This window comes from Cellulomonas phragmiteti, from assembly GCF_016862775.1.
Lineage (GTDB): Bacteria > Actinomycetota > Actinomycetes > Actinomycetales > Cellulomonadaceae > Cellulomonas > Cellulomonas phragmiteti.
On record NZ_BONP01000020.1, the window covers coordinates 51,626 to 66,028 of the forward strand.

At 78.2% G+C, this 14,403-nt stretch carries 13 protein-coding genes and 1 pseudogene; 13 read left to right on the forward strand and 1 reads right to left on the reverse strand.

What is annotated here, in order from left to right; genetic code table 11:
• Positions 1-19 precede the first annotated feature (19 nt).
• The 11 genes from Cph01nite_RS14710 (at position 20) to Cph01nite_RS14760 (ending at position 10,150) form a co-directional block, all read left to right on the forward strand.
• Positions 20-466: a phage tail protein gene (locus Cph01nite_RS14710; RefSeq protein ID WP_203675440.1), complete on the forward strand. Its 447-nt coding sequence runs from the start codon at positions 20-22 to the stop codon at positions 464-466.
• Positions 466-945, forward strand: coding sequence for a hypothetical protein (locus Cph01nite_RS14715; RefSeq protein WP_203675441.1), 480 nt, complete (start codon positions 466-468; stop codon positions 943-945). The genes Cph01nite_RS14710 and Cph01nite_RS14715 overlap by 1 nt, the downstream gene beginning before the upstream one ends.
• A complete protein-coding gene (locus Cph01nite_RS14720; RefSeq protein WP_203675453.1) occupies positions 939-1,109 on the forward strand; it encodes a hypothetical protein in 171 nt (56 codons plus the stop codon). The genes Cph01nite_RS14715 and Cph01nite_RS14720 overlap by 7 nt, the downstream gene beginning before the upstream one ends.
• Before the next feature lie 2,011 nt (positions 1,110-3,120).
• Positions 3,121-3,702, forward strand: coding sequence for a hypothetical protein (locus tag Cph01nite_RS14725; RefSeq protein ID WP_203675442.1), 582 nt, complete (start codon positions 3,121-3,123; stop codon positions 3,700-3,702).
• Between the two features lie 74 nt (positions 3,703-3,776).
• Positions 3,777-4,235, forward strand: coding sequence for a phage tail protein (locus Cph01nite_RS14730; RefSeq protein ID WP_203675443.1), 459 nt, complete (start codon positions 3,777-3,779; stop codon positions 4,233-4,235).
• Positions 4,232-4,954 carry a CIS tube protein gene (locus tag Cph01nite_RS14735; RefSeq protein WP_203675444.1) on the forward strand — a complete coding sequence of 241 codons (723 nt, stop codon included), beginning with the start codon at positions 4,232-4,234 and terminating at the stop codon, positions 4,952-4,954. The genes Cph01nite_RS14730 and Cph01nite_RS14735 overlap by 4 nt, the downstream gene beginning before the upstream one ends.
• Complete coding sequence (locus Cph01nite_RS14740) at positions 4,951-6,717, forward strand: VgrG-related protein (protein WP_203675445.1); 1,767 nt, start codon at positions 4,951-4,953, stop codon at positions 6,715-6,717. Before Cph01nite_RS14735 ends, Cph01nite_RS14740 begins: the two co-directional genes overlap by 4 nt.
• 37 nt (positions 6,718-6,754) lie before the next feature.
• A complete protein-coding gene (locus Cph01nite_RS14745; RefSeq protein ID WP_203675446.1) occupies positions 6,755-7,144 on the forward strand; it encodes a PAAR domain-containing protein in 390 nt (129 codons plus the stop codon).
• Positions 7,145-7,158: 14 nt separating this feature from the next.
• On the forward strand, positions 7,159-7,644 hold the full coding sequence (locus tag Cph01nite_RS14750; protein WP_203675447.1) for a GPW/gp25 family protein: 486 nt from the start codon (positions 7,159-7,161) through the stop codon (positions 7,642-7,644).
• Positions 7,641-9,602 (forward strand): putative baseplate assembly protein, encoded by a 1,962-nt coding sequence (locus Cph01nite_RS14755; protein ID WP_203675448.1) that lies wholly within the window; start codon positions 7,641-7,643, stop codon positions 9,600-9,602. Before Cph01nite_RS14750 ends, Cph01nite_RS14755 begins: the two co-directional genes overlap by 4 nt.
• Complete coding sequence (locus Cph01nite_RS14760) at positions 9,599-10,150, forward strand: phage tail protein (protein ID WP_203675449.1); 552 nt, start codon at positions 9,599-9,601, stop codon at positions 10,148-10,150. The genes Cph01nite_RS14755 and Cph01nite_RS14760 overlap by 4 nt, the downstream gene beginning before the upstream one ends.
• A gap of 35 nt (positions 10,151-10,185) precedes the next feature.
• On the opposite strand, the gene Cph01nite_RS14765 is transcribed toward Cph01nite_RS14760, so the two are convergent.
• Entirely contained in the window at positions 10,186-13,146 is a 2,961-nt protein-coding gene (locus tag Cph01nite_RS14765) for an AfsR/SARP family transcriptional regulator (protein ID WP_203675450.1), read from the reverse strand.
• 120 nt (positions 13,147-13,266) lie between these two features.
• Here Cph01nite_RS14765 and Cph01nite_RS14770 point away from each other — a divergent pair, with 120 nt between their 5' ends.
• Together Cph01nite_RS14770 and Cph01nite_RS14775 are read left to right on the forward strand one after the other, a co-directional pair.
• Complete coding sequence (locus tag Cph01nite_RS14770) at positions 13,267-14,124, forward strand: hypothetical protein (protein ID WP_203675454.1); 858 nt, start codon at positions 13,267-13,269, stop codon at positions 14,122-14,124.
• Positions 14,121-14,403, forward strand: a pseudogene (locus Cph01nite_RS14775) (hypothetical protein); the annotation flags it as partial. The gene Cph01nite_RS14770 and the pseudogene Cph01nite_RS14775, both read left to right, overlap by 4 nt.

Consider the following 14,403-nt stretch of genomic DNA (forward strand, 5'->3'; position numbering starts at 1 on the left):
TCGAGAGAGGACGACGCCCATGCCCATCGGTGAGGACGCGATCGGTGCCAGCCTGTTCGAGGTGCAGGTCGACGGCGTGACCATCGCGCAGTTCAAGGAGGCCTCCGGACTCGGCATCGAGATCTCGGTGATCGAGCACCAGGAGAACAAGCCCGGGGGCATCCCCGTGCTCAAGAAGCTGCCCGCGTCGCAGAAGTTCAACGACGTCACGCTCAAGCGCGGCATGACCAAGGACGACGGCTGGTGGAAGTGGATCGCCGCGGTCCAGGAAGGCGACATCGACGGCTCGCGCCGCGACGCGTCGATCATCCTGCTCGACTACCTGCACCACGAGGTCCTGCGGTTCAACCTGTTCTACTGCTGGCCGTCCAAGATCACGCTCGGGTCGCTGCAGGCGGGGTCGACCGAGGTCGCGATCGAGGAGGTCACCCTGGTGCACGAGCGCGTCGAGGTGAAGGTCTCCTGATGAGCGCCGACGTCGCCACCGCACCGGACGCGGGTGCGCCCGGCGCCGGTCCGGTGGGCACCGGGCCCGTGCCGGTGCCCACCGGCGGCACCGGGCTGCAGACGGAGTTCTGGTTCGAGCTGCCCGTCGGGTTCGAGGACGACCACGGGCGGGTCCACCGCCAGGGCACGATGCGCCTGGCGCGCGCCCGCGACGAGATCACGCCCCTGCGGGACCCCCGCGTGCGGGACAACGAGGCGTACCTCACGGTGCTGCTCCTGGCCCGGACGGTGACGCGGCTCGGTGACCTGCCCGCCGTCACGACGGGCGTCATCGAGGGGCTGTTCACCCCCGACCTGGCGTTCCTGCAGGACCTCTACCGGCAGGTGAACGCGGAGGGCGCGACGACGACCGCCGTGTCGTGCCCGGCGTGCCGCGAGGAGTTCGCCGTCGACCTGCGCGGTGGCGGGGGGTCGGGTGGTGCGCCGGGGGGATGGTGACGTACGCGGCCGTCGACCTGCTCGACGAGATCGCGTACCTCGCCGCGGTGCTGCACTGGCCGCTCGACACCCTGCTGGACCTGGAGCACGCCGACCGTGCGCGCTTCGTGGCGGCCGCCCGCGCCCTCGTCGAGGGCGCCGAGGACGAGGGAGCCCGGTCATGACGCGGGTCCACGGACGCGGCGGAGGTGGCACGTGAGCGCCGACGAGGAGTGGCGGCCGGTGTCCGGGCGACCCCTCGAGGTGCGGGCGGCCGCGGCGAGCCGCCGGTTCGCGCGCGGGCTGACGACCCGACGGGTCCTGCCTGCCGCCCTCGCGCAGCCGCTCGTGCGCCCGCCACGCCCCACCCCCCAGCCCGCGAGAGCGCAATCCAGCCCGCCCACCCCCACCCCCCAGGCCGCGAGAGTGCCATCCAGCACACCCTCCCCCCATCCCCCGGACGCGAGAGCACAATCCAGCACGCCCACCGCCCCCTCCACTCCTGCGGCCACCACCACCCCCCAGGCCGCGAGAGGGCAATCCAGCCCGCCCTCCTCCCACTCCCCGGCCGCACGAGCGCCAGCCAGCACACCCGGGGCCGCGGGCGTCGCCGGCGCCCCGGTCGCGCGGACGACGGCTGAGCGGATCTCGAGCGCGTCGCGCCCGGCCGCCGCCGACGCCGCCCGGGGGCAGGTCCGCCCGGCCACGACCGCGTCCCCGCTGCAACGCCTCGCGACGCTGCTGCGCGGCCGACGGACGCCGTCCCCCAACGACGCGCCCGCGGCCCGCGCACGCGACGAGCACCCCGGCCACCCCGCCGCGCGGGCCACGACCCCGTCGCTGCACCCGGCAGCCGGCCCCGGGACTGCCGTCGTGCGCACCGTTTCGCCGGGGGCGGCCGCGGCCGGCGGCCGGCAGCCCTCCGACGCCGGTCCTGCGGCGGCCGGTCCGAGCACGAGCCGAGCCGCGCGCACGGTGACCGAGGCCGGCGGCCGCGATCCCGCCCGCACCCCGGCGCCAGTGGCTCCCGCCCGCACCCCGGTGCCTGCGCCCGTGCGCGGGTCCGCGGTCACCCGGCGCCCGGACTCCGTCGCCCCTCGGTCGGACCCAAGCCCTTCCGCGCCGCGGGACCGGACGTCGCGTGCCGGGCTGGCCGCGGACGTCGCGGCGGCACCCCCGGCGACGGCAGCGCGGGCCGCCGCGCCCCCACCGCCCGCCGACGCGCGCGGTACCGGCGGGTCGAGCAGCAGCGGGTCGAGCACGCTGCGGCGGAGCCGCGCCCGAGAGGCCCACGACGGCCCCGCCGTCAGCCGCGCGACGCAGGCCGTGGGGGACGCCGGCCCCCGTGCGGACCCGGCGGCTCCCGTGTGGAGCTCGGTGATGCGGGCAGCTCGCCTCGCCGCACCCCCGGCAGGCCGCACCACACCCGCGCGCACCACACTCGCGCCCACCACCCCCGCGCCCACCACCCCGGCACGGACCCCCGCCAGCACCCCGCCCGTCGGCACCCCGCCGACCAGCACCCCGCCCGTCGGCACCCCGCCGACCAGCGCCCCACCCGCCGGCACCGCACGCCTCGACGCACCCGCGCGCAGCACGGCACCCGCCGTCGTCCCCCGCGCCTCACCGGCCCCCACCCCGACCACGGCGAACGGCGCCCACCCGGTGCACGGTCCGGCGTCGGCATCGGCATCGAGCACCTCCCTCACGCGCCGGTCTGCCGCCCCGCAGGGCGCCCCGGCGGAGGACCACCCGCCCGCCCTGCCGGCGGCCCCGTCCGCCTCCCGGGCCCTCGACGGCCCGCCGCGCACCGTGGCGGGCGGGCTCGGGCGTCCGTTCCGTGCGCCCGCTGCGCCGCTGCGGCGGAGCAACCCGGTACCGCCCTCGTCCCTCACCGACCCGACCCCGGGGATCGGCCCCCACGCGCCCGGGTCCCCGGCGCGCGCGCTGACGACCACGCCCGACGTGGCGCACCGCACCCCACCGGCACCCGGGGCGCCGAGCGCCGGACACGCACCCTCGGCGACCGACCACGCCGCGTCGCCCGGCCCGGTGCGCCGCGCGACCTCCGGCGACCGGTCCGGACGTGCGTCGGTCGCACCGGCGGGCCTCGGCCCACCGCTCGGCGAGCCCCCGCGACCCGCCGCACCCCGTCACCCACCGGCGCACGCGCCCGACACCGCCACGACCACGCACTTGTCGAGAGCCGCGTCGCGCTCGCGCGCCGGCGGCTCCGCAGCGCCCGAGCCCGAGGACGTCGCCCCCGACGTGCCCGACCGGCCGGCACCCGCCGGGGCACCGGCGCGCGCCCTCGCGCCGCGCGTCGTCGACGCCCCGCCGGCGCAGCCCCACCCCCTCCCCGACCCTCCGACGCGCCGCCGCGTCGACCCGCCGACCGCCGGGCGCGGCGACACCGCCGCCCGCGCACCGCAGCCGCCGCGCACGGGCGGCAGCAGGACGGCGGCTCACGTGCCCGGCACCGACGGCCCGGACCGCGCCGGAGCCGCGCTCGACCTCGTCGGGCGGGCGCCCGCGGGGCACCGGTCCGCCGTCGCACGCGCGGACCAGCCGCACGACGACGTCGTCGGGGAGGTCGTCACGGCCACCCCGGAGCCCGGCGGGCCGACCTCCCCCGGCGCCGCGCCCGCGCCCGCCGACGTCGACGCCCCCGCCGACCTCGCCGGCCTCGCCGACCGGCTGTGGGACCACCTCGAGCTGCGCCTGCGCCGCTCGCTCCTGCTGGAGCGCGAGCGCCGCGGCGTGCTCCCCGACCTGTGACACCCGACGCCCGACCCCACCGGCCGACCCCACCGACCCGCACCCGCACCCGCACCCGCACCCGAGGAGCCGACATGAAGCGCACGGACGGCGACCCCGTCTCGACGATGCACTTCGACGTGACCATCGACGGCGTCGACGTGGGCGCGTTCACCGCCCTGGACGGCCTGTCCGCGCAGTACGAGGTGCGCACGTACGCGGAGGGCGGCGAGAACGGCTTCGTCCACAAGCTGCCCGGGCGGCTCACGTACGGGACGGTCAAGCTGACACGGCCCGTCGGGTGGCGCACGTCGGCGCTCGTGCAGTGGTTCGACGACGTCGCTCAGGGGAAGTCCCCGGCCGACGCGACGGCGAGCGTCGTGGGGATGGACCAGAAGCGCAACCGCGTCGTCACGTGGGAGTTCCGCAACGTGTGGCCCGTCAGCTACAAGGGCCCGAGCTTCGCGTCCGAGGGCGGCAAGGTCGCCCTCGAGGTCTTCGAGTTCGCCCACGAGGGCTGGACCGAGACGTTCGCCGAGCCGGTGGCGTCGTGAGCACGGGCCGGGCGGTCGCGGTCCTCGCGGAGGAGGCGGACCCGTCGCGCAAGCTCACGTTCCACTACAACCCGACGACCATCGCGTTCAGCCGCGCGGTGCAGTACAACCGGCAGCCGCGGCAGGCCAACGACCCGCCGGTGCAGTTCACGGGCGCCGGGCCGACGACCATGACGCTGCAGGTGTTCCTCGACGCCGCGGGACGCCGCGAGCCGGCGAGCGTGCAGCCGGAGATCGACCTGCTGGTGTCGTGGACGAGCGTGCCCGACGTGACGAACCCCGGGGACGGCCCGCCCAAGGTCACGTTCACGTGGGGGCACCTGTCGGTCAACGGCGAGCAGACCCTCGTGGGCAACGTGTCGCAGCTCAAGGTCACCATCGAGCGGTTCGACCGGGAGGGCCGACCGCTGCGCGTCGTCGCGGAGCTCACGCTGGTCTCGGCGCAGACCGAGCCCCAGCGCACCAACCCGACGTCGGGCGCCGAGCGCTCCCGGCGGCGGCACGTGCTGCGCCGCGGCGAGACCCTCGCGTCCGTCGCGTGGTCGCGGCTGGGTGACCCCGGGGCGTGGCGCGCGGTCGCCGAGCTCAACGACGTCGACGACCCGACGCGCCTGCGCGCCGGGCGTGAGCTGCTGCTGCCCGACGCCCCCGAGCGCGGGGCGCTGGGCCTGCGCCGGGCCGCACCGGTCGCGCCGGCGTGGCGGGGGGACGCGCGATGACGACCACGGCGACGCGCACGAGCGGCACGTCCGCGTCGGGGACCCCGGACACGGGCAGCGCGACGGGAGCCCGTCCGGTCGTGCAGGTCGAGGGGGTCGAGCTCACGGGCCGGCTGCTGACGGCGCTGCGCTCGGTGGTCGTCGACACGGACGTCGCCGGTCCGGACGCGTGCCGCCTGGTGCTGGACGACCCGGCACGGGACGTGCTGGCCGACACCGCGCTGGACCTGGCCGCGCGCCTGACGGTGACCGCGGGCCCGCCCGGGGGGCCCGCGGCGGTCACGCTGTTCGACGGCCTGGTGCACGCGATCGGCTACGACTTCGACGAGCGCGGCGGCTGGACCACGGTCACGGCGTACGACCGCTCGTACGCGCTGTACACCGGCACGCACACCGCGTCGTACCAGGACGTCACCGACGCGGACCTGGCGACGGCCGTGGCCCGCGAGGTGGGCCTGGACGTCGGGGAGGTCGACGCGACGGACGTCGTGCACCCGCACGTCGCGCAGGTCAACGAGACCCACGTCGCGCTGCTGGAGCGCCGCGCGCGCGAGGCGGGGCGGGTGCTGCTGGTCACGGGCACGTCCCTGTCGTTCGTCCGGCCGCCGCGGGCGGGTGACGCGCCGCGGCCCGGCGACCACGAGTCGCGTGGGCGCCGTCAGCTGGTGCCCGGCGCCAACCTCGAGCGGCTGTCGGTGCGGGTCACCGGCGCGCAGCAGGTCGCGGAGGTCGAGGTGCGCGGCTGGGACCCGGCGTCCAAGCGGGAGCTGGTCGCGACCACGTCGGCCGCGACGAGCAGCGCGGACCTGCGGGACACGCCGGCGTCCGTCGCGGACCGGTTCGGCCGGCCCCGGGCGGTGGGGGTCGACGTGCCCGTCGCGCAGCAGGCGGAGTGCGACGCGCTGGCCCGGGCGTGGGCGGACCACCTGGGCGGGGCGTGCGTGCACGCCGAGGGCGTCGCGGCCGGCGACCCGCTGCTCGTCGCCGGCACCCCCGTCAGCCTGGGCGAGACGGGCGGGCGGTTCGACGGCAAGGTCACGCTCACCCGCGCGCGCCACGTGTGGGAGGGCGACGGGTACCGGACGCACTTCACCGCGTCGGGCTCGCACGACCGGTCGGTGCTGGGCCTGGTGCGCGGCGGCGCCCCGACGGCCGCGCCGCGTGCCCCGGGCCTGGTCATCGGGGTCGTCACCAACGTCGCGGACCCCGACGGGCTGGGCCGGGTGCGGCTGCGGTACCCGTGGCTCGACGGGCACTTCGAGTCGGACTGGGCGCGCGTCGTGCACGTCGGCGCCGGCAACGACCGCGGCCTGCAGATCCTGCCGGAGGTCGACGACGAGGTGCTCGTGGGCTTCGAGCACGGCGACCGGCGCTCCGCGTTCGTCCTCGGCGGGCTGTACAACGGCGTCGACGTGCCGCCGCGGGACTCCCCCGTCGCGTCGTCGGGGACCGTCGACCTGCGGGTGTGGCGCAGCCGGACGGGCCACGAGGTGGTGCTCGACGACACCGACGGCGCCGGCAAGGTCGTCGTGCGCACCGCCGGCGACACGGTCGTGGTGACGCTCGACGTGGCCGCGAAGTCCGTGTCGGTCACGTGCGACGGCGACGTGAAGGTCGACGCGCAGGGCACCGTGCAGGTCGACGCGAAGGGCGACCTCAAGGTCGCCGCGCAGGGGTCCGCGAGCATCACCGGCGCGGCCGGGCTCACGCTCGAGAGCAGCGGCAAGGTCACCGTCAAGGGAGCGACGATCGCGCTCAACTGAGCACGGTCGTCGCCCGGCACGTCGAGGAGGGGCGCACATGGGGGCACCGGCGGTGGTCCTGGGCGACAAGGTCATGGGCATGTGCGTGGGTCACCAGATCCCCGCGGCCGCGGGCGCGCCCGCCCCCGGCCCCCCGATGCCGCTGCAGGTCCCGCTGCTGCAGGGGCTGGCCACGACCGTGACGGTCGCCGGCAAGCCGGCTGCCGTGCAGGGCAGCAGCGGGTTCAACACCCCGCCGCACGTGGGTCTGCACGCCTCGGACCCGAAGATCGTGCCGACCCTGCAGGACGGGCGGGTCGTCACCGGCAGCTCGACCGTGACGTTCGACGGCAGGCCCGCCGCGTACAGCGGGTGCCCCGTCACGGGGTGCCTGGCGCCGTCGGCGCAGGTGACGGGGACGGGCGCGACCGTGCTCGTCGCGCAGTGAGACGAGGGGGGACGATGACGGGTCACGCGTTCGTCGGCACGGGCTGGCACTGGCCGGTCGAGACCGACGCGACCGGCGCCTTCGCGCTGACCGGCGGCACCACCCTGCTCGAGCAGGCGATGTACCTGATCCTGTCGACGACGCCCGGTGAGCGGCCCATGCGCCCGGAGTTCGGCGCGCGGCTCGCGCAGTTCGTCTTCGAGTCCGGGGACGCGACGACGGCCGGGCGCATCGCCGCCGAGGTCCGCGCGGCGCTGCTGCGCTGGGAGCCGCGCGTCGAGGTCGGCGAGGTCGTCGTCACCATCGACCCGGACGACGCCTCGACCCTGTGGATCGACGTCGCGTACCGGGTGCGCTCCACCAACGACCGCCGCAACCTCGTCTTCCCGTTCTACGTCATCGGACACCACGAGGAGGCGGACGAGCCGCTGCCCGCCGCGCCGTCGTCGAACGGCCACGCCGCACCCCCCGTCCCCGCGCTCGCCCGGAGGTCGTCGTGACCCTGCCCACCCCGCGCCTGGACGACCGCACGTTCCAGGACCTCGTCGACGAGGCCAAGCGCCACGTGCAGCGCCGCTGCCCGTCCTGGACGGACCACAACGTGTCCGACCCCGGGGTCACGCTCATCGAGACGTTCGCGTGGATGACCGAGCTGCTGCTGTACCGGGTCAACCGCGTGCCGGACCGCATGCACCTGACGTTCCTCGACCTGCTGGGCGTGCAGCTCTTCCCCCCGCGCGCCGCGCGCGCCGAGGTCACGTTCCGGCTCTCCTCGCACCACGACGAGGAGGTCGTGGTGCCCGCCGGGACGGTCGTCTCGACGCGGCGGGCCGCGGACCGCTCCCCCGTCGCGTTCACGACCGTCGCCCCGCTGGTCGTCCCGCCGGCGTCGTCGCGGGCCGTGCTGACGATCGCCGCCGACGGCCGCACCGTCGACCGCACGGCGGGCCTGGGCGTCGGTGACGGCTTCGCGGCCTTCGGGGAGCCACCGGTCATCGGGGACGCCCTGTACCTGGGCCTGGACGCCCCGGCACCCGCGTGCGTCCTGCTCGTCCAGGTGGTGTGCCGCGTCGGCGGGCACGGCATCGACCCGCACCGCCCGCCGCTGGTGTGGGAGGCGTGGACGCCCGACGGCTGGCAGGCGTGCCCGGTCGAGCGCGACGACACCCTCGGTCTCAACGTGCCCGGCGCCGTCGAGCTGCACGTGCCGGACGGGCACGAGCGCTCGACGGTCGGCGACGTGGACGCCGCGTGGCTGCGCTGCCGCGTCGTGCGGGCCACGCACGCGTACCGCTCGTCGCCCGTGGTGGTCTCGCTCTCGGCGGCGACCGTCGGGGGCGACGTCGAGGCCGTGCACGCCGAGCCCGTCGTCGACGAGCCCCTGGGGACGTCCGACGGGACCGCCGGGCAGGTCCTCACCGTGAGCCGCGCGCCCGTCCTGGACGAGCCCGACGCGCCCGTCGTGCTCGAGGTCGGACGGGCCGCGGCCCAGGCCGACGCACCCCTGACCTGGGAGGCGTGGCGGGTCGTGGACGACGTGGCCGCCGCCGGTCCGGACGACCGGGTGTGCCTGCTGGACCGCACGACGGGCGAGCTGCGGTTCGGTCCGCAGGTACGGTCCGCCGACGGGTCGGTGCGGGCCTACGGCGCGGTGCCGCCGCTCGGTGCGCCGTTGCGCGTGTCCTATCGCACGGGCGGCGGCGCGGCCGGCAACGTCGCGGCCCGCACGCTCGCCGTGCTGCGCACGTCCGTCCCGTACGTCGCCGCCGTGTGGAACCGGCGGGCGGCCGCGGGCGGGGTCGACGGCGAGACCGTCGCGGAGGCCCGCGAGCGCGGCCCGCTCGAGCTGCGCACGCGGGGACGGGCGGTGACGGCCGAGGACTACGTGCACCTGGTGCGCCACGCGGCGCCCGAGCTGGCGCGCGTGCACTGCGTGCCGGTGGCCGAGGGCCCCGACGCGCCGGGGCTGCGGGTGCTCGTCGTCCCGGCGGCGGCCACGGGCGACCCGTACCTCGACCTCAAGGACCTGCAGCTGCCGGACGACGCCCGCGACCGGGTGCTGGCCGCGGTCGACGCGGCCCGCGTCGTGGGGTTCCGGGTGGCGGTCGAGCCGCCGTCGTACGTCGGGGTGCGGGTGGACGCGCGCGTGCGGGTGCGCCCGGGCGCCGACCCGCGCACGGTCGAGCACGAGGGCGTCGACGCGCTGTTCCGCTACTTCAGCCCGCTGACCGGCGGTCCCGACGGCACGGGGTGGCCGCTGGGCCGGCCCGTCCAGCCGGGCGAGGCGCACGCGGTGCTGGCGCGGGTGCCCGGCGTCGACTACGTGGAGGACGTCGTGCTGCTGCGCGCCAACCCCCTGGACCGCTCGGTCTCGACCCCGCAGGACCGCATCGACCTGGACGCGACGCACGTGGTGCTCAGCGTCGAGCACACGGTCACGGCGACGGCGACGTCATGACCCGGCAGGTCGACGTGCGGCCGGCGGCGGTCGCGGTGTCGCTCGCCGACGGGCTGCCCGAGGCGTTCCTCGCTGCGCCGGGCACCGTCGCGTTCGTCAGGGCCTTCGACGACGGGTTCGCGCCGTTCGCGACCGTCCTGGACCACCTGCCCGCCTACGCCGACCCGCGCTACGCGCCCGACGACCTGGTCCGCTGGATCGCGTCGTGGCTGGCCCCGGCGGTGGCGGCCCGCCGGCCCGTGGCGCTGCTGCGCGCGCACCTGCCGGACCTCGTGACGTCCGTCGTGGCGCGCGGCACGCTGCGCGGGGTCGCCGCGGCGGTGCGGGCGTGCACGGGCCGCGAGCCCGAGGTCACCGACAGCGGGGGCACCGCGTGGAGCCGGCGACCGCACGGCCCGATGCCCGGGTCGGCGCGCCTGCACCTCGACGTCGGCGTGCGGCTGGCGCCGGACGAGCCCGACCCCGACGACGTCCTCGACCTGGTCCGCGCGGTCGTCGACGAGGTGCGCCCGGTGCACGTCCCCACGACCGTCCGGCTGCTGGGGTGAGGCCGGGTCGCGCCGCCGTCCGGCCGGGGGCGGGCTCAGGTGGGCGCGAGCGTGGGGGGCGTGGGCGTGGGTGCCGCGACCCCGAGCTCGCGCAGCACGGCCGCGTACTCGCGCCGCGCCGCCGCGGCGGCCGCCGGACGGCCGTCGACGACCAGGCCGCTGACGAGCCGGCGCCACAGGTCGTCCTGGAACCGGTCGAGGGCCAGACCGCGCCGCACGGCCGCGACCGCACCGGACGCGTCACCGCGCGCCGCCAGCAGGTCGGCGAGCGTCGCGCACGCCCGGACCACCCCGGCGCGCACCCGCTCCCGCGCGCCTACGACCCACTCCGCCGGGCCGTCCTGCGGCAGCAGCTCCGCGGAGCCGGTCTCGACGGCGTCGCGCAGCGCGGCCAGCGCGGCGCCCTCGTCCCCCCGGCCGAGGGCCACGTCCGCGGCCCGCAGGGCACCCTCGACCCGTCGGACGTCGTGCACGGTGCACCCCTCGACGCCCAGGGCGTACCCCTGCTCGACGCGGCGCAGCACCACGCCCGCACCGGGGCTGGTCGCGTCGAGCACCCGGCGCACGTCGCTCACCGCGACCTGCAGCGAGTGCTGCCCGCGCTCCGGCAGCCGTCCGGGCCAGAACCACTCGACGAGGCGGTCGCGGTGCACGGGTGCCGGCGCCGCCAGCGCGAGCGCCCGCAGGAGCGCCGCGTGCTGGGGCCGCAGCGCCGACGTCGCGACGGGCCGGCCGGCGGCGTCCAGGCGGAAGTCCCCCAGGCAGCGGACCTCGAGGACCACGGGTCCCGCCGCTCCGGCGGCCGGGGGAGCACCGAGCGGGGCCGCGGCCCGCACCGGGCGTGCGACGGGCCGGGCGGCGCGGTCCGCCACCCGCCAGGCGACGAGCCGCACCCACGCCGGCACGCCGCCCGCCCGCGCCAGGCGGCCCCACCGGTCCACGGGTGCACCGAGGGCGACGAGCGCGAGCGCGTGGGGCACGGGCCCGCACCGGGCCGCGTCCGCCTCGAGCGCGCCCGGCGGCGGCCCCTGACCGCGCCGCACCTGCGCGACCGCCGCGGCGGCACGCGCCCACGTGGCGAGCGCGGGAGCGCCCAGGGCCTCGAGGTCGTCGGCGGTGCGCCGGGCCGCGTCCGCCGTCACGGGGTGGTCCCCCGCCGCGGTCGAGGACCCCAGGGCGGCGAGCAGCCCCAGGAGCGCGGCACCCCACGCGTCGCCGACGCCCACGCAGCGTTCCTGCAGGTGCCGCAGGCCGTCACCGCCCGTCGCGGGACGGCTCGCGAGCTCCAGCCCGTCCGCGAGACGCTCCAGCGCCGGCGCCCCGACGAGCTTGGCGGCGGTGTGCGCGCGCTCGCGCGCGTCGCGGGCCCCGCGGTCGTGCACCAGCGTGAGGCACGCGGCCTCGCCGAGCAGCGCCACGGCCTCGACGACGGGCTGGGTGGCCGCGCGCGCCTGCACGGCGGCGAACCGCCGCGCGGCGACGTGCACGTCGCCACCGACGAGCCCCGCGACCGCGACCGCCAGCGCGTGGCCCACGTCGTCACCCGGCGCCGCCGCGAGGGGCTCGCGGGGCCGTGCGAGGGCCCGCCGCACCAGGGCCACCCAGTCGCTCGACGCCCCCATCGGCGGCTCCACCCACGTGTGCACCATGTGACGCTCGCGGGCCACCATGGCACGGCCCGACCCGGTGGCGGCCCGGTCCTCGGCCACCGTGTAGGCCGCCAGGGCGGTCTCCAGGTCACCGTCGACGAGGTGCCGGCGCGCGAGCGCGAGGGCGACCCACGGGTCGGAGTCCCGGATGGGGCCGGGCAGCAGGTCGAGCCAGGGGCCCGGGCGGCCGGCGAGGTCGTCCCCGCCGATCGTCAGCACGCGACGCGCGGCGTCCCAGTCCTGCGCGCGGCACGACGAGCGCAGCGCGTCGTCGTACTCCCCGGACGCCAGCGCGAGCGCCGCGGCGCGCCGGTGCAGCTCCCGCGCGACGGCCCCACCTCCGCGGTCGCTCAGGGTGTCCAGCAGGTAGCCGCGCACGACGTCGTGGCACTCGTAGCGGGCGCCGTCCGCGGCGTCGACCGCCGTGAGCAGGCCGTGACGGTGGGCCGCGAGCAGCAGCCGGGCCGCCGAGTCGGTGCCGAGCAGGGCGTCGCACCGCTCGGCGGACAGCCGGCCCAGCACGGACGTGCGCACCAGGAACTCGCGCACCGACGCGGGCAGCCGGTCCAGGACGTGACCGGCGAGGTAGTCGGCGACGGCAGGCCCGCGCCCGGCACGTTCCAGGAGCCGGCTGCGGCTGCTCGGGGGCCGGTCGCGCGTCGCCAGGTGGAACAGCTCGAGCCCGGCCGCCCACCCGCGCGTGCGCTGCGTGAGCTCGGCGACCTCGGCGGCGCGCAACGGCGCCGCGTGGTGGGCGCGGAACAGCTCGTCGACCTCCCAGGTGCGGAAGCGCAGCGCCTCGCCGTCGACGACCCGGGCGGTGCCGGCGAGCTCCCGGCTCGGCACCCCGGCGGGCATGCTGCGGCTGCCGAGCACCACGCGCAGCCCGGCGGGCTGGTGCCGGACCAGCACGTCCACGACGTGCGCGGCGCGGCGCCGCTCCGTGGTGTGCGCGTCGTCGAGCACCAGCAGGGCCGGCGCGGCGAGCCCGTCGCCGAGCGCCGCGAGCGCGTCGTCCGCGGTGAGCCACGGGTCGGGTCGCGCGCGCCACGGCAGCGCGCGGCACGCCGCGTGCAGGTGCCGCAGCAGGGCGTCCGGGTCGTCGAGCGCGGGGTCCAGCGTGACCCACGCGACGGGCAGCCCCGACGCGTCGGCGACGTGGGCGAGCAGCGTCGTCTTGCCGCACCCCGGCCCCGCGACGACGGCGACGAGCGGCGGGGCCGTCGGGCCGACGAGCGGCGTGAGCAGCCGGGTCCGCCGCAGCCCCGTGGGTTCCGGGCGCGCGACGCGGGCGCGCAGGACCGGAACCGGTCCGGTCCGCACGGGCACGTCGTCGGCCGCACGCATGCTTCTCCCCTGTGCTTCACCCTCGGCCCCCGCGTGGGTGTCGCGTACGCTGACCGTAGCGCCGGGCGAACCGTACGAAAAGGACGATTCTCGGCGAGGACCGGGCGAGGGGACACGGTCGTGCAGCACCCGGGCGGGGGGCCGGACAGCGGCGACGGGTCGCCGGAGAGCGATCTGTCGGACCTGCTGGCGCCCGCCGACGTGCAGTTCCGCCCGCCACCCGCCCCCGCGCGAGCCCGCCGGGCGCCGGTGCCCGTGCCCGTGCCGCCGGTGACGACCGCCCTGGCGGACCCGCCGGATCTCACCCGCTCGGCGCCGGTGCCCGCGCCCCTCGCGCCCCTGACGCCCCCGCCTCCTCGCCCCTCGGCACCGCTCGCGGCGCCACCACCCGCGGCGGCACCTGCACCTGCACCTGCGCCGGCACCTGCGGCACGCGTCGCGACCGCCGCGCCCTCCCTGCCCGCGCCCCCGGCGGCCCCGCTCGAGCGCAGTGAGGACGTCGTGACGTTCGGCCGGTGGTTCCAGCCGGTGGCCGGGGGTGTGCTGCCGCGTCCCGACGCCGCGGAGCCGCTGGTCGCGGTCATCCGCGTCGCCCCGGGCAGCACGGTGCACGCCGTCACCGCCGGGCGGGTCCGCCGCGCCCCCGTCACGCTCGCGGCCGGCGGGCTGGAGCTCGCGGGCGACGACGGCACCACGGTCGTCCTCACCGGACCGGCGCGGACCGCGTGGGTGCGCGACGACGAGGACGTCGTCGCCGGTGAGGTCGTGGGCGTGCTGCCGGCGGGCGACGACGGCGCGGACGACGCGGAGCTGCGGGTCCTGGTGATCGGGCCCGACGGCACGCCCCGGGACGCCGTCGACACGCTCGTCGGGCTGCCGGACCCCGGCGAGCTCGACCTCGGCCCCGGGCTCGGCACCGACCCGTTCGCGCTGGACCTCGAGATCGCCGGCCGCACCGACCGGCCCGGTGCCCGATGACGACCGCCTGCCCGCGCTGCGGGCACGACAACCCCGACGACGTGCTGCTGTGCACGACGTGCCGGGCGTACCTGGGCTGGGCGCGGCGCCCGGGCCCGCCGGCCACGGATGACGCGAGCACCCCGGCTCCCGCTCCCCGCGCCGCGGCCGCCCCCCATCCCGCGGCGCCCGCTGCGGCGGCCCCGCCCGCGACCCCGCCGGCTCCGCCCGCCGCGACCCCGCCGGTCACGCCCGCCGCGCCCCCGCCGGTCACGCCCGCCGCGCCCCCGCCGGTCACGC